The sequence below is a fragment of the Jiella sp. M17.18 genome (assembly GCF_041027365.1).
Lineage (GTDB): Bacteria > Pseudomonadota > Alphaproteobacteria > Rhizobiales > Rhizobiaceae > VKMB-3413.
The window spans coordinates 138,903-154,796 of the sequence record NZ_JBFTEH010000004.1 but is presented as its reverse complement, the minus strand read 5'-3'; the positions used below and the strand labels follow the sequence as shown (position 1 = coordinate 154,796).

Genomic DNA, 15,894 nt, shown 5'->3' with positions numbered 1-15,894 from the left:
CGCTGCCGGACATTGCGGCGCCCGGGCCGCGTGAGGTACGAACGGAAACGAAATGCCAAGAACGCTCGGTTGGGATGTCGGGGGCGCGCATCTGAAGGCGGCGCTCGCCGAGGACGATCGGCTCCTGAAGGTCTGGCAAAAGCCGACGCCAATCTGGCAGGGCCTCGAGCATCTCGAGACCGCGCTGTCGGCCATCCTCGCCGAGTCCGAGGCCGCCGGCGGCGCCGAACGCCACGCCATCACCATGACCGGCGAACTCTCCGACATCTTCGCCTCGCGGCGCGAGGGCGTCGAGCAGTTGACCCGGATCTTCTGCGAACGGCTTTCCGGCGACATCGTCCTCTATGGCGGGGCGGCCGGCTTCCTGTCGGCCGGGCACGCACGCGCGCATGCCGGCGAGATCGCCTCGGCCAACTGGCACGCCAGCGCCGCGCTGGCGGCGTCCTCGATCGAGGAAGCGCTGTTCCTCGACATGGGATCGACCACCACCGACATCCTGCCCGTCCTGAACGGGGCGGTGCGGGCGTCGGCGACGAGCGATGCCGAGCGCCTCGCCGCGGGCGAACTCGTCTACCAGGGCTATACGCGCACCGCACTGATGGCGGTCGCGCGCCGCGTGCCCATGGCCGGCCGGACGATCCCGGTGATGAACGAGCTCTTCGCCACCATGGCCGACGTCCAGCGGGTGATCGAGACGCTCGAAGAGGAGGACGACCTCTATCCCGCCGCGGACAATGGCGAGAAGACGCCCGAAGGCTCGCGCCGGCGGCTGGCGCGGATGGTCGGCATGGACGCGCACGAGGCGAGCGACGGCGCTTGGGAATGGCTGGCGCACGCCTTTGCCGAGGCGCAGCTGCGGCTGATCCACGACGCGGCGCTGCAGGTGCTCTCGCGCGACGAACTCTCCGACGACGCCTCGGTGGTGATCGCCGGGGCGGGCCGGCCGGTGCTGCGGCGCCTCGCCGCCCGGCTCGACCGGGGCGTGGTCGACTTCTCCGACCTCTTCGACTGCCCGGCGGACTTGCGCGATGCGGCCTGCCGCGCCGCCCCCGCAGCCGCGCTGGCGCTCCTCGCCGCGCGGTCGTGACGGGAGCGGCCGACCGTATCAGGTGAGGGAGCAATCGGTCGCGGCATCGCAGCAGCGCTCGTCCCTGGGATCGCGCGAACCCGCCAGGCAGCAGTCACAGGCACCGACCGAATAATTCGATCCTGTGCCCCTTGTGGTTCATCCAATATTCCTCCATATAGGGGATGTCGATAGACGGCCGGACTTTGGGCCCCGCGCGTTAACAGCGCTTGTTCTGATTTTCTTCCTTCACGATCGATCTACAACGGCTCGCGACGTTCGCGAACCGGTCTGAACTACGTCTTGGAAAGGGTTTCCCATGGCTACGGGAACCGTGAAATGGTTTAACGCACAAAAGGGCTTCGGCTTCATCGCGCCTGACGACGGCGGCAGTGATGCCTTCGTCCACATCAGCGCCGTCGAGCGCGCTGGTCTGAGCGATCTCAAGGACGGCCAGAAGGTCTCCTACGAGCTGGTCGCCGACCGCCGCACCGGCAAGAAGTCGGCCGATCAGCTGCAGCTCGTCGGCTAACGCCTTTCCGGCGGCCTGAGGGCCGCCGGCCAACCGCATCGAAGCCGGGTCGACCACGGATGTACTGGCGAACCCGCTCCTTCGGTGCGGCGACAGATCGATCGGGCGCTCAGCGCTCGCAAGGCCTCGCTCTCACGAGCGGGGCCTTTTGTCATTCAGCGGGTCCCGTCCGCGATCAGCCGGCGAGGCCGCCAAATTCCGCCGCCAGCGCCGGCAGGTCCTCTCGCGGCGGAAACCACTCAAAGCTGTGGCGGGCCGGCGTCGTCGCCCAGGGAAGCTTTTCGCTGGTATAGGTCTCGGCGAACGGCACGAACCAGGAGGCGTCGTCGAACATCGTCGCACGGATGGTGACGAGATCGTCCATGCCGTCCGGCCGCGAGAAGATCCAGCTCATGCACCAGCCGCAGAAGAAGTGCCGGTTCGCACCGTGCAGCCCGCCGATGACCGGCTCCCCCTCGGTGACCTCGAAACTTGCGGCCGGATAGAGCGCGCTGAGCGAAAAGGCGCTGCCGGTCATCCTCTGGCAGCCCTTGCAATGGCAGGCGAGCGTCACGATCGGCTTCCCCGCCGTCCTGAAGCGCAGCCGCCCGCAGCGGCAACCGCCTTCGCGCACCGGTTCGACATTCCGCATCTTCCGCCCCCTTCGCGCTTCCCGAGCAGCGCGACGCGCCGCCGCGTTCGGATCCGGGTTCCTTGCACAGACCCCGGCAGGCCGACTCATCCGGACCTGCCGACAGCGTAGGCGATCGGCCTCTGCAGGGCACCACAAACCGGAGCCCGAAACGCGCCGGGGCCGGCGAAACGCCGACCCCGTGCCTGTCTCAACGATTACCGGCCGGGACAGCCGCTCAGGCGGCGTCCGTCAGGTCGTCGCGCATGCCCGCGATGACCTTGTCGAGCGTCATCGGATAATCGCGCACGCGCACGCCGCAGGCGTTGTAGATGGCGTTGGTGATCGCCGCGCCGACGCCGGCGAGGGCCAATTCGCCGATGCCCTTGCCCGCGAGCGGGCTCGCATGCGGATCGCGCTCCGGCAGGAGCACCACTTCAAGCTTCGGCACGTCGGCGTTCACCGGCACATGGTACTCGGCAAGGTCGTGGTTCACGAGCAGGCCACTGCGCTTGTCGATGACGAGTTCCTCTTCCAGCGCCGAGCCGATGCCCCAGATCTGGCCGCCATAGCACTGCGACGTCGCCGTCTTCTCGTTGAGGATGCGGCCGGCGGCCGCCACCGTCAGCAGGCGCTTCACCCGCGTTTCGCCCGTCACCGAGCTGACCGCCACTTCGCAGAAATGCGCGCCGAAGCTCGACTGGGTGAACTTCTCGGACGTCTCCCCCGGCTCGACCGTGCCCGTCACCTTGTAGGCTTCGCCCTTCAAGATCTCCGAGAACGGGATCCGGCGGTTGTTGGCGATCGCATGGCCGTCCTTGAGCGTCAGCGTGTCGGCATCGACGCCGAGGCGCTTGGCGAATTCCTCGATCACCGCTTCGGCTGCGACATAGACGGACGAACCGGCACTGTTGGCGCCCCAGGAGCCGCCGGAACCGGAGGATGGCGGCAGCGAGGTGTCGCCGAGCTCGACGCTCACGTGATCGAGCGGGAGACCGAGCATCTCCGCCGCGATCTGCTGAAGGATCGTGTAGGTGCCGGTGCCGATATCCGTCATCGACGTACGCACGGTGGCGTGGCCCGCCGGCGACATCTCGATCTCGGCCGAGGACTTCTGCAGCTGGTTCTTGCGAGAGGCGCAGGCCATGCCGTAGCCGATCAGCCATTCGCCCCGGCGGCGCGAGCCCGGCGTCTTCGGCCGGTCGGCCCAGCCGAACCGCTTCGCGCCGTCGTCCATGCATTCGACGAGCTTGCGGGAGGAGAACGGGATATCGTTCTGCGGATCCTGCTTCGGCTCGTTGATGCGGCGGAACTCGACGGGGTCGAGGCCGAGCTTCTCGGCCATCTCGTCCATCGCGTTCTCGGTCGCGAGCATGCCGACGGCCTCGCCGGGCGCGCGCACGGCCGAAGTCATCAGAACGTCGGTCTCCGACAGGCGGTGCGACACGCGCCGATGCTCGCCGCCATAAAGGAAGACGCTGGAGACGCCGGCCGGCTCGAAGAAGCCGTTGCCCGGCGAATTGGCCGCCCATGTCTCGTGGGCGAAGGCGGTGATCTTGCCGTTCTTGGTCGTGCCGATCCGCACGCGCTGGATCGTCTCGGAGCGGCGCGAGGTCACCTGGTAGACCTGCGGACGCGCGAGCGCCAGCTTCACCGGACGGCCCGCGGCCTGCGCCCCGAGCGCGGCGAAGACCGCGTCCGGGCCGATGCCCAGCTTGTTGCCGAAACCGCCGCCGATATAGGGGCTGAGCAGCCGCACCTTCTCGACCGGCACGCCGACCCCGTGGGCGATCTGCTGGACGTTGGATTCCAAGAGCTGGCAGGACGACCAGACGGTCAGCATGTCGCCGTCCCACTTGGCGACGCTCGCCTGCGGCTCCATGGCCGAGGAGTGATGGCTGGGCGTCGTATAGGTCTGGTCGAACTGCACGTCGGCTTCGGAAAACGCCTTCTCGAAGTTGCCGCGCTCGGTGTCGGCCGGCATCACGCCCTGGTCGGACGCGACGCCCTTGTCCTTCACCTGGCTGAGGTCGTAGCGGCCGCTCGCGGCCGGCTCGTAATCGACCTTGATCAGCCTGGCCGCGTGGCGCGCCTGCTCGAACGTCTCGGCGACGACGACCGCGACCGGCTGGCCGTAATGGAAGACCTGGCCGTCGATCGTCTGGGCGGCGGGGCTGCCGGGTTGCGCGGACGAGCGCAGGATCTTGTCGCCGGTGACGACCGCGAGGACGCCGGGCGCCGCCTGCGCCGCGCCGGTATCGACCGACTTGATGCGGCCCTTGCCGATGCCGGCGGTGGCGACGAAGCCGTAGCCGACGTTCTTCTCCTCCAGGAGATGCTCATAGGCATAGGGCGCGCGGCCGGAGACCTTGAGCTTGCCTTCGTAGCGGTCGACGGGCTTGCCGATGACGCCCTGCGTTTCGCGATCGAGGCGCGTTTCCCCGACCGACTTGTCCATGACGTGCTTGTTCATCAGACCGCTCCTTCCGTTGCGTCGCGAAGAACCGCCGTCAGCGTGCGGCGCGCGAGCGGGATCTTGAAATCGTTCCCGCCCTGCCCCTTGGCGTCGGCGAGGAGGATGTCGGCGGCCTTTTCGAACACGGCCCTGGTCGGCGCCTGACCGACCAGCGCGTCCTCGACCGCCTTGTTGCGCCAAGGCATGTGGGCGAGGCCACCAAAGGCGAGCCGCGCCGACGTGATCCTGCCGGCCTCGGTCCGGATCACCGCCGCGACGGACACCAATGCGAAGGCATAGGAGGCGCGGTCGCGAACCTTGCGGTAGATGTGCGTGCCGGACACCGGCGCCGGCAGAACGACCGCGGTGATCAGCTCGCCCGGCTCGAGCGTGGTCTCCTTCTCCGGGGTCGCGCCGGGCAGGCGATAGAAGTCCTCGAGCGCGATCGTGCGCTTGGAGCCGTCGGGCTTCTGCGTCTCGACCGTCGCGTCGAGCACCCGCATGGCGACGGCCATGTCCGACGGATGGGTGGCGATGCACTTGTCGCTCGCGCCGAGGATCGCGTGGATGCGGTTGAAGCCGCCGATGGCGCCGCAGCCGGAGCCCGGCTCGCGCTTGTTGCAGGGCGTCGTCGTGTCATAGAAGTAGTAGCAGCGCGTACGCTGCAGCAGGTTGCCGCCCGTCGTCGCCTTGTTGCGCAACTGGCCGGAGGCTCCGGCGAGGAGCGCCCGGGAGAGCACCGGATAGTTGCGGGCGATGCGGCTGTCGGCGGCGAGATCGGCGTTCGGGACCAGCGCCCCGATCCGGAGCCCGCCCTCCGGCGTCTCCTCGATCTCCTTCAGCGGCAGGCGCGTGATGTCGACGACCGTCTCCGGCGCCTCGACCTCAAGCTTCATCAGGTCGAGGAGGTTGGTGCCGCCGGCGATGAAGCGCGCGGCGCCGGCGCTAGCGAGGCGGCCCGCCTCGGCGATGTCGCCGGCTCGCGAATACTGGAACTCTCTCATGCCGGCTCCTTGGTCTTGTCGCTGGCGGTGCGGATGGCGTCGACGATGTTCGGATAGGCCGAGCAGCGGCAGATATTGCCGCTCATGCGTTCGGCGATTTCTTCGGGCGTCAGACCCTGCTCGCCGGTGAGGTGGTCGCTGACATGGCTCGGCCAGCCGTCCTTCACCTCGCCGAGCATGCCGACGGCCGAAACGATCTGGCCGGGCGTGCAGTAGCCGCACTGGTAGCCGTCATGATGCAGGAAGGCTTCCTGCATCGGATGCAGGTTGCCGGGCTCGCCGAGACCCTCGATCGTTGTGATCGCGTCGCCTTCGTGCATCACGGCGAGCGTCAGGCAGGAATTGATGCGCCGGCCGTTGACGAGGACGGTGCATGCGCCGCACTGGCCGTGGTCGCAGCCTTTCTTGGTCCCGGTCATCGCGAGATGGTCGCGCAGGGCGTCGAGCAGCGACGTCCTGACATCGGCATCTATCCGGTGCTCGGTCCCGTTGATGGTGAGTGTGATCACGAGTGTTCCCTTCGGTTTCGGCGCCAGACCGCCGCCGGCACGCGGCCGCCAGTCTGGAACGGTTCGAAATCGGAGGGGGAACTAAGGAAGAGCAGGAAAGGTTCGAGGGTGCGACGGTCTGTTCATGCGGCCCGTCTGGTTAGGCTGGAACCGACCGCAGTGCTGGCGATGAGCGCCGGAAACGGCAATCGCTCAGGGAAAGTCGGGGCGCCGGGCCTGAACATGTGCAAAATTGATGGCTTCCTGCCCAGCGGCAACCGCGGCCAGGTAGAGAGGCAGGTCGTCCGTGACCAGGGTTGCACCTCGGGCGGCGAGCATCAGGAGCACGGCGTCCGTCAGTCCGAGGCGTGCATAGGCCGGATGGTCGACCGCGTCGCGGTTCGGAACCAGGGACTCCTCGGCACGCCGGATCAGTTCAGCCAGAACAAGACCCACTCGGGACCGTAGCGGCTCTGCGACATAGCGGACGAGATTGGACGTCTCGGTGGAGACGTTCGGGCAGAAGATGGCTCCCGACGAGGCGGCGATCAGTTCCTCCAGCGCCCGGAAGTCGATCTCGTCATACTGCTGCAGCCGCTTGTGTCTCTTGATGTGAGACGGGCTGATCAACCCAACCGCCAGGAGCACGAGAAGATTCGTGTCGACGAGGATCGGGCGCGAAGCCACGAGTCAGTCCGCCAGCTCGTGCTTCTTCAGAGAGACAACCTGCCCGTCCTCGTCGCGAACCTTGACGACCCGATACGACCGTCCCGGAGGCACGTTGCCGCTGAGTGCGGTGAAGCCGTTCCGCATGCTGTTCCAGGGTCGCGAGAAGCCGAGGGTGACGTTCCACGAGCGGTCGGCCTGGTCGAACTCGATTTCCTCCAGGCCGAGATTCGTCAGTCCTTCCTCGGCCAGAAGCTCGTTGACGTAATCCTTCGCGATCTTGACCGCCTGCTTCACGTCCATTGCCGTGCCTCCGTCCGTCTCGGCTGCCAATCCTACCATGCGCAGGCGCCGCACTGGAATCGGCTGAACGACGGATGCTGCCCGGAAGATGCGCGGCCGGATGGCGCAGTAGCCACCCCCGCCGAAGCGGCGGAGGTGGCAGGGGCGTCGCTCAGTTCGTCGGCGAGGAGTCCGCCTCTTCCTCATAGGAGACGGCGACGTCGCCGTTCGCCGAGAGCCTGACGCGGTTTCCCTCGATGTCGGCGACGAAGCCGAGCGGGATGAAGTGGTGGTGGCCCTCGTGCGAGCCTTCGCCGCTGTCGGCCTTTGTGAGCTTGATACGGTCGCCGTCGACGCCGTCCACGGTGCCGACATGGGCGCCGTCGGCGCCGATGACTTCCATATGTTCCTTGATGCGACTGGTGTCGGCCATGGCGGGCCTCCTTGTTCGTGGACTCCAGCCCATCAACCGCCGAGCATGCCAACAGGATGCGTCGGACTGTCGGAAGATCGTCGAGGCGTCAGCTCCCTCCCCGCTCCGCTTCCACCTCGGCGAGATGCGCGATGACCTTTTCGAGCAGCCAGTACCAGGCCTGCTCCTCGTCCGGGCCGGCGGTCTTGTCGATGGCGATCTTCAGATAGGCGATCTCGTCCTCGATCTTCTCCGGCGGCAGCATCTTCAGCCGGCTGACCAGGATCGCGGCTTCGAGGACGGCCGCCTTGGCGCGGTTCATGCCCTGGAACGGCCGATGCTGGCCGGACGCGGCGACGCGGCAGGCGAAGCGCGGCCGCTGCGGGTCGCCCTTCACCGATATGACCTCCAGCACGTCGTGCGCCAGCGCCGCCTCCAGCCGCGGCACCGGACAGTCCGGCACGTCCGCCAGCGGCCAGTCCTTGCGGCCGGTGAGGCAGCCGGCGAAGATCTTGGCGTCGTCGGTGTAGTTCACGACCGCGATGCCGGTCTCCTCGACATTCGCCAGGGTCGTCGACGGGCGGAACGGCGCGATCACCCAAGTCTCGCCGTCCTGGATGATTCCGAGCGGGGCGATGTGCACCTTACCGGCTGCCGAGCGCGTGGTGAGGATGGTCTCGCGGATATAGGGCATCGCCGCCTCGCTTTCGGATTGTCGTTGCCGGTCCGGCCGTCGCAGGCGGAGGCTTACGACGGCGTCTTCCTGGCCTTCAAGGTGTGGCCCGCCGCCTCCAGCCGCGTGCGGTCTTCCTCGCGGCGCGGCGCACCGACGCCGAAGTCGAGCGGGGCGTCCTGGGCGAAGCGCTTGCCGAGCCGCCAGGCGATCTCGGCCTTCTGCAGTTCGGCGCCGAGATAGAAGGCGTGGCCGACGTCGCCGCCGACGTCGATGTGCGGGAAGAACTCGAAGGCGTCGGTCTCGATCGCGTGGACGTCGCGGTTGTAGAGATGGACGCCGTCCTCGGCCGTCTCGATCCGGTAGTTGCGGTCCTTGATGCCGGCGGCCTGCTCCGCCAGCTCGTCCGGCGTGACCGCATAGGGCTTGACGTCGTGCACCTGCAGCAGCGCCTTCGAATAGCCGCGCGGCAGGGCGCCGTCGGCGCGGGCGGCAAAGAGCATGCGCCGCGCCGCATCGTGCTCGGCGATGGTCGCGCGCGTATGCGGGCTGACATGCACGACGAGGAGGTTGCGGATGGCAAGCTCCGAGCAGATGCCGAGCAGCGTTGCGGTGATCCCCGAGGTGTCGGCGTCGGTGAGTTCGGTGAGGTTGCCGGTGCCCATCAGGATCTCGACGGCGGGATGGCGCTCGCGCAGCTGGTGATAGCGCACCAGCGAGGCGGAGAAGCCGAAATGGATGGGGTCGAGGATCGAGTCGGCGATGAAGTCGATCTCCATCTCCCGCGCCCGTTCGATCGCGCGGTCGAGCGAGGCAGTGTCCTGCGGCGTCTTCGGGATCAGGATCGGCACGGCGGCGCCGGCCTCGGCGACGTCCATGCGCTCTTCGGTCAGGCTGAGCAGGAAGTCGGCGCCGGCGCGCGTCGCGCGCCGCAGTTCCTCCGGCACAGCCGAATCGACGCTGACGCCGAAGCCTTCCGCCTTCAGCGCCTGGATGGTCTCTTCCAGATGCGGAAAGGGGGTGTCCGGCAGGCAGCCGAGGTCGATCACGTCCGCACCGGCCGCCTGCATCGGGCGGGCGCGCGCGAGGATCGCTTCGACCGACAGCGCCGAGGCGTCGACGATCTCGGCGAAGATGCGCATGTCGTGGCGGGAGAGGTCCGGCGGCGCACCCTTGCGGCCGAGGAAGGCCGGCAGGTCGGCGAGTTCGTCCGGCCCGCGCGTGAAGGGAACGCCGAAGACCTCGGAGAGACGATCGAGATCGGCCCGGCAGCGGCCCGGCAGGACCACGCCGTCCGCCTCCACCGGCCGCTCCAGCCGCCGCTCGATGATGTCGCCGGTCGCGAGCGCCGCGACCTTCACCCCGATGTCCGCAATCGCCCAGTCGAACTCGGTCTCGCCGAGACCGGAGAGGACGCGTTCGAGCCGGGGACGGGCTAGGTGCCCGGTGAGAAAGAGCAGTCGCTGTCTCGCCATGCCGCCTATGTCGGGCATTTGCGGGCGGTTGGAAAGCCTTCGCCGCGGACTTCGACGATCCGGTCGCCGCGCAGGCGCCGGGCGGCCGTCAGCCGCCGGCCGCCATCTCGGGCAAGGCGCGGTGCATTGCGATCAGCCGCCCGGGAACGCCGCCGTCGGCAAGCCGCGGCCCGGCGGCCGGAAGATCCGCAGGCCCCGCGACATAGACCGAGGTCGACGCGCGCAGATGCTTGCCGAAGCTCTCGTCGACGATATGCGCGCCGAGCAGCGTCTCGAGCGTCGCCTCGGGCGGCAGGTCGATCTGCTTGAACAGGCAGAGGCGCGCCTCCGGCAGCTGCGCCGCCAACCAGGCGGCGAGCGAATCGGAGGTCACCGTCCAGTCGTGCGCGATCTCCGGCGCGCCCAGAGCCGTGTCGCGCGGCATCCAGACGGGGATCAGCCCGCTGCCGATCGCCTGGTGGATCGCGGCGATGTCGCGCGCCTTGACCATGCGACTGCCGAGGCTGACGAGCGCGCAGCCGAACTGCTCCATGGCGAGGATCGCCATCTCGTGCGCGGCGTCGTCGTCATAGCCGATCTGCCGCTGATAGCGGCGCACCGTATCGGCGAACGGGCCGCCGCCCGGCACGACGACGACCGGCTCGCGCGCCTGTTCCACCGCCTTCACCCACCGCTTCAGATCGGGCGACGCCACCGAGCTGCCACCGAATTTGACGACGAGTATTCCTTCGACTTCCCTTGCCATACTGCCCGCCCCGGACGCGTTGCCCCGGCGCGGGGCATCTGCCCGCGCCGCCCTGTCGCGGCGGCCTTCGCGGCCGCTCTCGCTCGCGGGAAAGCCGAGCGACAGCCCGGCCCATCCCGAAGACCATTCATGGTCCCTTACCAGGGTAATGTTCGTCCGATCGTCACGAAGCACAAGGGGTTGCGGCGGGCGGATGACGATTATGTGTCGGAATCGGAGCGGCCCCGCCTTATCTCCACGCCCACCGCCCGCGGGCCGAGTTCCAGCTTCTCGACCCGGACCGTCACCTCATGGACGCGTCCGTCCGAGAGCACAGCGCCCGCCAGATCCAGCGCGAGCCGTTCGACGAGGTCAGTGTGGCCGCGCTCGGCCAGCGCGCGGATGGCGTCGATGATGCGGTCGTAAGAATAGACGTCGGCGATCGTCTCGGCGTCCCCGCGGATGCGGTCGACCAGCGCCTCGACCGAGAAGCGCACGTCCTGCGTCCGGCCGCGCTCGTGCCCGTAGGCTCCGATCTCGAGGGGAAGCGTGAAGTCGCGCACGAAGATGCGGTCGAAGCCGGATCCGCCGGCGCCGCTCTCCTGCGCCGGCGTGGTCTGCGCGGCGATCATCGCCGCGACCCGTCGCACCGCCTGAAGGTCGACCGGCGCGTTGCGCGCGCCCGCCGTCAGCGCGCCGCGAAAGCCGAGATAGTCCGGCTGCAGCGGCAGAAGCCGGGGGATGTCGGCCGGCTCCAGCGAGCCGGCGAGCCCGGTCATCAGGCCGAGCCCGCGCGCCTCAGCGACGAAGGCCGACAACTTCGCGAAGGACAGGTGGGACAGGAGGCCGCCGCCGCCCGTCCTCCTCCGGTCCTTGCCCATGGTGTCGATCATCGCGCCGGCAAATCCCGCCTGTGCGAGAAGCGGCAGAAGTCCGGGATCGAAGTCGCCGTCGGCAAAGAACACGGCGACGAGCCGGATCCGTTCCGCGAGCGGCCGCAGCGCCGCGATGACCGCCTCCCGATCGGCTCGGCCGGCGGGGAAGAGACCGATCTTGACGAAATCCGCCGCTGCGCGCGCTTCGACCGCCGGGACGACCGCGTCCGGCCGCATCGGCAGGTCGCCGGCGACGGCGGAGACCGGCCGCCGGCCGGCGACGCGGGCGATCGTCGCCTCGATGACGTCCGGCGAGACGGCGCCGAGCGCGCCTTGCGCCGGATCCTTCAGGTCGACGATGTCGGCCCCGCCGGCAAGGACGGTCTCGGCCTCGTCCGGCCCGGTGACGCTGGCGAGGAGCTTGGTCACTTGGCTTGCTCGAACTGCTTCTTCAGGACGTTCTTCCAGAGATAGGCGAGCCCCCGGTGCCAGCTCTCGTCGGTGTTCGAGCGGATGTCGGCACTGCCTCTCGCGATCTCCTTTCCGGATGTCACGTCAAAGGCATAGGCGTTGATGTTCAGAATGAGGTTCGAGACCTTCTGCACCGTGCCGACGACCGCGACATCGGCACCGACCTGCTTGGCGAGGCCGAGGGCGCAATTGCCACAGCTCGACAGGTACTGGGCGTCCGCCTTCTTCTCGACCGGACCGGTGTCGACGATCTGATAGCCCGGAAGGTGGCCGATGTCGTCGCGAAGCTCCGGCGCCATCTTCTCGAGGCGTTTGGTCTGGGCGGGGTCGACGCCCTCCATCGAGCCCTGCAGGCTGGAGTCGATCAGCTGGAAGTCGAAGACCGCGACCGACTTCGCCGCGGCAAGGGCCGGGGCCGAGGGCGAAGCGAGAAGGAGGACAACGGGAAAAAGTCTCGCTTGCCTCGCAAGGCGGCGTCCGCAACTCATTGTCTGCCTGATCATCTCGTTTCTCCCGCGACCGCGGTGCCCACCTCGGCGGAACCAGTCATAGCGTTCGCGGCCGGCGGGACAAACGGGAAATCGCGGGCAAGGCTCGCCAAAAGGGCGCGGCCGAGTGCGGCATGGGAGGATCGGATCTTGTTGAACGTGGCAAAACGCGCCCTGCGCCCGCTCGTGCTGGCATCGGCGCTTGCAGCGCTCGTTCCGGCCGCCGGCGTGGCGCAGCCGGCCAAGCCCGCCGCCGCCCCGGCCGTGCCCGGCCAGGCCAAGCCGCAGGAGATCAAGATCGGCTATCTCCGGACCTATGAGAAGACGCTGGCGCTCTCCGCGCTCGACGTGCCTCCGCCGGATATCGGCCTTGCCGGCGCCAAGCTCGCCATCGCCGACAACGACACGACCGGCCGCTTCATGGGCCAGGACTTCACCCTCGTGCCGGTCACGCTCGCGCCGGGCGACGACGTCGCGGCGGCGGCGAAGACCATGCTGGACGGCGGCGTCTCCTACGTCATCACCGACCTGTCCGCCGAGGACACGCTGAAGGTCGCCGATCTCGCCAAGCCGAAGGGCGCCGTCGTCCTCAATGTCGGCGCCGCCGACGACCGGCTGCGGCAGGCGGACTGCCGCTCGAACATGCTGCACATCGCGCCGTCGACGGCGATGCTGACCGACGCCCTCGCCCAGTATCTCGTCTGGAAGCAGTGGTCGAACTGGGCGCTGGTCGAGGGCGAGCATCCGGCCGACAAGCGCTATGCCGACGACCTGAAGCGCTCGGCGAAGAAGTTCGGCGCCAAGATCGTCGGGGAGAAGGTGTTCCCGGACAAGGGCGGCGCCCGCGCCACCGATTCCGGTCAGGCGCTGGTGCAGCGGCAGATCCCGGTATTCCTGCAGGACCTGCCGGATCACCAGGTGCTGCTCGTCGCCGACAGGAGCGAGGTGTTCGGCACCTATATCCCCTGGCGCACCTGGATCCCGCGCCCGGTCGCCGGCACCGCCGGGCTGCGGTCGACCGCCTGGGACCCGACGAGCCAGGAATGGGGCGGCGAGCAGATCCAGAACCGCTTCCAGAGCCAATCCGGCCGGCGCATGGACGCCAGGGACATGGAGGCCTGGACGGCGGTGCGCAGCATCGGCGAGGCGGCGACGCGGACGCACTCCGCCGATCCCGCCAAGCTGATCGCCTATCTGAAGAGCCCGAAGTTCTCCGTCGCCGCCTTCAAGGGCCAGAAGCTGACCTTCCGCGACTGGGACTGGCAGCTGCGCCAGCCGATTCTCCTCAGCGACGGCCGCTCGGTGGTGAGCGTCTCGCCGCAGGAGGGCTTCCTGCACCAGGTCTCCGAGCTGGACACCATGGGCTACGATCGGCCGGAGACGAAATGCGTCTTCAAGGACTGACGCGGCCGAGATGCTGTTAGCGCGCGGCGCGAGGATGTAGAACCCGGTCTCACCCGTCCCGCGCGGGGCGGTGTTCGGGCCGCCCGGCCCGCCGCAACCCCGCATCGGTGCCCGTTTCTGCCGTGTCGCTCAAAGCCCGCCTCGCCGCAACGCTGTCGATCGCCTTCCTGGTCATCCTCGTGATCGGCGGCCTCGTGACCTATCGCCAGGCGCGGCTGAACATCGTCACCGAGCTCAGCGCCGCGCGCAGCGTCGCGACGAACCGCGTCGCGCAGCTCGTCGCCGAGCTTCCCGCGACGCCCGACGTTCCCGCCAAGCTCGCCGCCTTCGTGCGCACCTTCAACGGCGATCGCTACGTCAAGGTGATCTTGATCGACGCCCTCGGCGTCATTCGCGACCAGTCGCATCCGGCCAAGGACTACGACCAGCTGCCCGACTGGTTCGTCCAGCTCCTCTCCCCGGACCCGTCGACGACGATCATGCCGCTGTCGGCGATCTCCGAGCCGATCACCTCGGTCGCGATCCTGATCGACCCGCGCAACATCCTCGCCGACACCTGGTTCGAGCTCCTGACCGGGCTCGGCATCCTGATCCTGTTCGTGGTCATCGCCTTCGTCGCCGTCTGGATCGTCGCCGATCGCGCGCTCCGCCCGCTCGCCGGCATCCAGGCGGCCTTCCTGGAGATCGGCGCCGGGAACTACGCCGCGAAAGTCCGCCCGTTCGGGCCGCCGGAAATGCGCCGACTCGCCGACGGCTGCAACGAGATGAGCGAGCGCCTGGACGAGATCTCCGCTCGCAATCGCCGGCTGTCCGAACAGCTGCTGCGACTGCAGGACGAGGAACGGGCCGATCTGGCGCGCGACCTGCACGACGAGGTCGGACCGCTGCTCTTCGCCATCGACGTCGACGCCTCCGCCATCGGGCGGATGGTCCGGCCGCAGCAGGCGAACGGCGACGGGCCGGGCGACGGCGTGGCCCTGCGCTCGCGCGCCGAGGCGATCAAGGGGGCCGCCCACCGCGCCCGCAGGGAGGTCCGGCGGATCCTGACCAATCTGCGCCCCGGCACCATGCCGGGCCTCGGGCTGAAGGCCTCGATCGAGGATCTGGTCGCCGACCTGTCCCGCCGGCATCCGGAGGTCGCGATGGAAGCCGCGGTTCCCGACGGCGACTGGGGCGCCACGGTGGAGGTGCTGGTCCACCGGGTGGTGCGCGAGGCTATGAACAACGCATTGCGGCATGGCGCCCCGACGCGCATATCCGTCGCGGTGGCGGCGGAGGGGCGCCGGCTGCGCTTCTCGATCGTCGACGACGGCGGCGGCCTGCCGGAGGCGGGGACCGCCGGCGGCTTCGGCCTCATCGGCATGCGCGAGCGGGTCGAGGCGACCGGCGGCGAGCTGACCGTCGTCCAGGTGCCGCTGCCGCCCGGCGTGCGCGTCGAAGGCTGGGTGCCGCTCGGCGAGGGCGCCGGCCCGGCCGAGGCGGTCGACGACGGCGAGCCGGGCACAGGCAGCGGGAGGGACGCATGAAGATCCTGATCGTCGACGACCATACGGTCGTCAGGGACGGCATCCGGCGGCTGGTCGAGGCGCTGCCGGTGACCGAGATCGGCGAGGCGGAGTCCCCGTCCACGGCGCTCGCCGCCTTCCGCAAGCTGCGGCCCGACGTCACCGTCCTCGACATCAACCTGAAGAACGGCAGCGGGCTCGATGTCCTGAGGCGGCTGCGGGCGGACGATCCGAAGGCGCGGATCGTCGTCTTCTCGATGTATTCGGACATCGTCTACGCCGCCTCCGCCCGCAGGGACGGCGCGCTCGGCTATGTCTCGAAGAGCGCGCCCTCGGACGAACTTCTGGTCGCGATCGAGAAGGCGCTCGAGGACCAGCCCTATGTCGACAGCGAGACGGCGGCGCTGATGGCGGAGAACGAGAACGCGCGCGGCAGCGTCGCCGACCTCACCCGGCGCGAGCTGCAGATCCTCCACATGCTCGGCGACGGCAAGAGCCTCACCGAGATCGCGCAGGGACTGGGCGTCGCCTACAAGACGATCGCCAACACCTCGACCCGCATGAAGGAGAAGCTCGGCGTCGAGCGGACCTCCGACCTCGTCCGCTTCGCCATCGAGACGAAGGGCGGACGCATGCTCGATCACGGCGAGGACTGAGGCTTGCGCTCCGACGGCTCGAAACACGGGAACTTGTCCCGTTGCTGCCTCTGAAAACCGCGGGGTAGCTTGGCATCCCGGTCGTCTTCCGGTCCTCCTGCCCTCCCA

The 15,894-nt window shown here is 68.8% G+C and carries 17 protein-coding genes; 5 read left to right on the top strand and 12 right to left on the bottom strand.

Translation table 11 applies throughout. The features are described from left to right. Nucleotides 1-52: 52 nt before the first annotated feature. Together AB5S17_RS09625 and AB5S17_RS09620 are read left to right on the top strand one after the other, a co-directional pair. Nucleotides 53-1,087, top strand: coding sequence for a hydantoinase/oxoprolinase family protein (locus AB5S17_RS09625; protein WP_369238642.1), 1,035 nt, complete (start codon nucleotides 53-55; stop codon nucleotides 1,085-1,087). A 298-nt stretch (nucleotides 1,088-1,385) separates the two neighbouring features. Beyond that, complete coding sequence (locus AB5S17_RS09620; RefSeq protein WP_369238640.1) at nucleotides 1,386-1,598, top strand: cold-shock protein; 213 nt, start codon at nucleotides 1,386-1,388, stop codon at nucleotides 1,596-1,598. A 175-nt stretch (nucleotides 1,599-1,773) separates the two neighbouring features. Here AB5S17_RS09620 and AB5S17_RS09615 read toward each other — a convergent pair whose 3' ends face one another. The 12 genes from AB5S17_RS09615 to AB5S17_RS09560 form a co-directional block, all read right to left on the bottom strand. After that, nucleotides 1,774-2,229 (bottom strand): GFA family protein, encoded by a 456-nt coding sequence (locus AB5S17_RS09615; RefSeq protein WP_369238638.1) that lies wholly within the window; start codon nucleotides 2,227-2,229, stop codon nucleotides 1,774-1,776. A 217-nt stretch (nucleotides 2,230-2,446) separates the two neighbouring features. Then, the gene (locus AB5S17_RS09610; protein WP_369238636.1) at nucleotides 2,447-4,681 is read right to left on the bottom strand and encodes a xanthine dehydrogenase family protein molybdopterin-binding subunit; all 2,235 of its coding nucleotides are present in this window, start codon (nucleotides 4,679-4,681) and stop codon (nucleotides 2,447-2,449) included. Next, a complete protein-coding gene (locus AB5S17_RS09605) occupies nucleotides 4,681-5,667 on the bottom strand; it encodes a xanthine dehydrogenase family protein subunit M (protein ID WP_369238634.1) in 987 nt (328 codons plus the stop codon). The genes AB5S17_RS09610 and AB5S17_RS09605 overlap by 1 nt, the downstream gene beginning before the upstream one ends. Then, nucleotides 5,664-6,203, bottom strand: a complete 540-nt coding sequence (locus tag AB5S17_RS09600; RefSeq protein WP_369239090.1) for a 2Fe-2S iron-sulfur cluster-binding protein — start codon at nucleotides 6,201-6,203, stop codon at nucleotides 5,664-5,666. Before AB5S17_RS09600 ends, AB5S17_RS09605 begins: the two co-directional genes overlap by 4 nt. A 165-nt stretch (nucleotides 6,204-6,368) precedes the next feature. Next, on the bottom strand, nucleotides 6,369-6,842 hold the full coding sequence (locus AB5S17_RS09595) for a PIN domain-containing protein (RefSeq protein ID WP_369238632.1): 474 nt from the start codon (nucleotides 6,840-6,842) through the stop codon (nucleotides 6,369-6,371). Nucleotides 6,843-6,845: 3 nt separating this feature from the next. Further along, nucleotides 6,846-7,124: a hypothetical protein gene (locus tag AB5S17_RS09590; RefSeq protein WP_369238630.1), complete on the bottom strand. Its 279-nt coding sequence runs from the start codon at nucleotides 7,122-7,124 to the stop codon at nucleotides 6,846-6,848. A 151-nt stretch (nucleotides 7,125-7,275) separates the two neighbouring features. After that, entirely contained in the window at nucleotides 7,276-7,536 is a 261-nt protein-coding gene (locus AB5S17_RS09585) for a DUF2171 domain-containing protein (RefSeq protein WP_369238628.1), read from the bottom strand. Nucleotides 7,537-7,624: 88 nt separating this feature from the next. After that, complete coding sequence (locus tag AB5S17_RS09580) at nucleotides 7,625-8,209, bottom strand: DUF447 domain-containing protein (RefSeq protein WP_369238626.1); 585 nt, start codon at nucleotides 8,207-8,209, stop codon at nucleotides 7,625-7,627. A gap of 53 nt (nucleotides 8,210-8,262) precedes the next feature. Further along, nucleotides 8,263-9,663 carry a DUF6513 domain-containing protein gene (locus tag AB5S17_RS09575; RefSeq protein WP_369238624.1) on the bottom strand — a complete coding sequence of 467 codons (1,401 nt, stop codon included), beginning with the start codon at nucleotides 9,661-9,663 and terminating at the stop codon, nucleotides 8,263-8,265. 88 nt (nucleotides 9,664-9,751) lie between these two features. Then, complete coding sequence (locus tag AB5S17_RS09570; RefSeq protein WP_369238622.1) at nucleotides 9,752-10,408, bottom strand: amino acid kinase; 657 nt, start codon at nucleotides 10,406-10,408, stop codon at nucleotides 9,752-9,754. 200 nt (nucleotides 10,409-10,608) lie between these two features. After that, a complete protein-coding gene (locus AB5S17_RS09565; protein ID WP_369238620.1) occupies nucleotides 10,609-11,691 on the bottom strand; it encodes a (5-formylfuran-3-yl)methyl phosphate synthase in 1,083 nt (360 codons plus the stop codon). Next, nucleotides 11,688-12,236: a DUF3280 domain-containing protein gene (locus AB5S17_RS09560; protein WP_369238618.1), complete on the bottom strand. Its 549-nt coding sequence runs from the start codon at nucleotides 12,234-12,236 to the stop codon at nucleotides 11,688-11,690. Before AB5S17_RS09560 ends, AB5S17_RS09565 begins: the two co-directional genes overlap by 4 nt. 144 nt (nucleotides 12,237-12,380) lie before the next feature. On the opposite strand from AB5S17_RS09560, the gene AB5S17_RS09555 reads away from it, so the two are divergent. The 3 genes from AB5S17_RS09555 (at nucleotide 12,381) to AB5S17_RS09545 (ending at nucleotide 15,786) form a co-directional block, all read left to right on the top strand. After that, complete coding sequence (locus tag AB5S17_RS09555; RefSeq protein ID WP_369238616.1) at nucleotides 12,381-13,625, top strand: ABC transporter substrate-binding protein; 1,245 nt, start codon at nucleotides 12,381-12,383, stop codon at nucleotides 13,623-13,625. A gap of 122 nt (nucleotides 13,626-13,747) precedes the next feature. Next, complete coding sequence (locus tag AB5S17_RS09550) at nucleotides 13,748-15,151, top strand: histidine kinase (RefSeq protein WP_369238614.1); 1,404 nt, start codon at nucleotides 13,748-13,750, stop codon at nucleotides 15,149-15,151. Next, on the top strand, nucleotides 15,148-15,786 hold the full coding sequence (locus tag AB5S17_RS09545; protein ID WP_369238612.1) for a response regulator: 639 nt from the start codon (nucleotides 15,148-15,150) through the stop codon (nucleotides 15,784-15,786). The genes AB5S17_RS09550 and AB5S17_RS09545 overlap by 4 nt, the downstream gene beginning before the upstream one ends. Nucleotides 15,787-15,894 lie beyond the last annotated feature (108 nt).

Excerpts from the sequence above, each read along its gene's own strand:
- AB5S17_RS09625 (WP_369238642.1), top strand. The coding sequence starts at position 53 with ATGCCAAGAACGCTCGGTTGGGATGTCGGGGGCGCGCATCTGAAGGCG.
- AB5S17_RS09620 (WP_369238640.1), top strand. The coding sequence starts at position 1,386 with ATGGCTACGGGAACCGTGAAATGGTTTAACGCACAAAAGGGCTTCGGC.
- AB5S17_RS09615 (WP_369238638.1), bottom strand. The coding sequence starts at position 2,229 with ATGCGGAATGTCGAACCGGTGCGCGAAGGCGGTTGCCGCTGCGGGCGG.
- AB5S17_RS09610 (WP_369238636.1), bottom strand. The coding sequence starts at position 4,681 with ATGAACAAGCACGTCATGGACAAGTCGGTCGGGGAAACGCGCCTCGAT.
- AB5S17_RS09605 (WP_369238634.1), bottom strand. The coding sequence starts at position 5,667 with ATGAGAGAGTTCCAGTATTCGCGAGCCGGCGACATCGCCGAGGCGGGC.
- AB5S17_RS09590 (WP_369238630.1), bottom strand. The coding sequence starts at position 7,124 with ATGGACGTGAAGCAGGCGGTCAAGATCGCGAAGGATTACGTCAACGAG.
- AB5S17_RS09585 (WP_369238628.1), bottom strand. The coding sequence starts at position 7,536 with ATGGCCGACACCAGTCGCATCAAGGAACATATGGAAGTCATCGGCGCC.
- AB5S17_RS09580 (WP_369238626.1), bottom strand. The coding sequence starts at position 8,209 with ATGCCCTATATCCGCGAGACCATCCTCACCACGCGCTCGGCAGCCGGT.
- AB5S17_RS09575 (WP_369238624.1), bottom strand. The coding sequence starts at position 9,663 with ATGGCGAGACAGCGACTGCTCTTTCTCACCGGGCACCTAGCCCGTCCC.
- AB5S17_RS09570 (WP_369238622.1), bottom strand. The coding sequence starts at position 10,408 with ATGGCAAGGGAAGTCGAAGGAATACTCGTCGTCAAATTCGGTGGCAGC.
- AB5S17_RS09560 (WP_369238618.1), bottom strand. The coding sequence starts at position 12,236 with ATGATCAGGCAGACAATGAGTTGCGGACGCCGCCTTGCGAGGCAAGCG.
- AB5S17_RS09545 (WP_369238612.1), top strand. The coding sequence starts at position 15,148 with ATGAAGATCCTGATCGTCGACGACCATACGGTCGTCAGGGACGGCATC.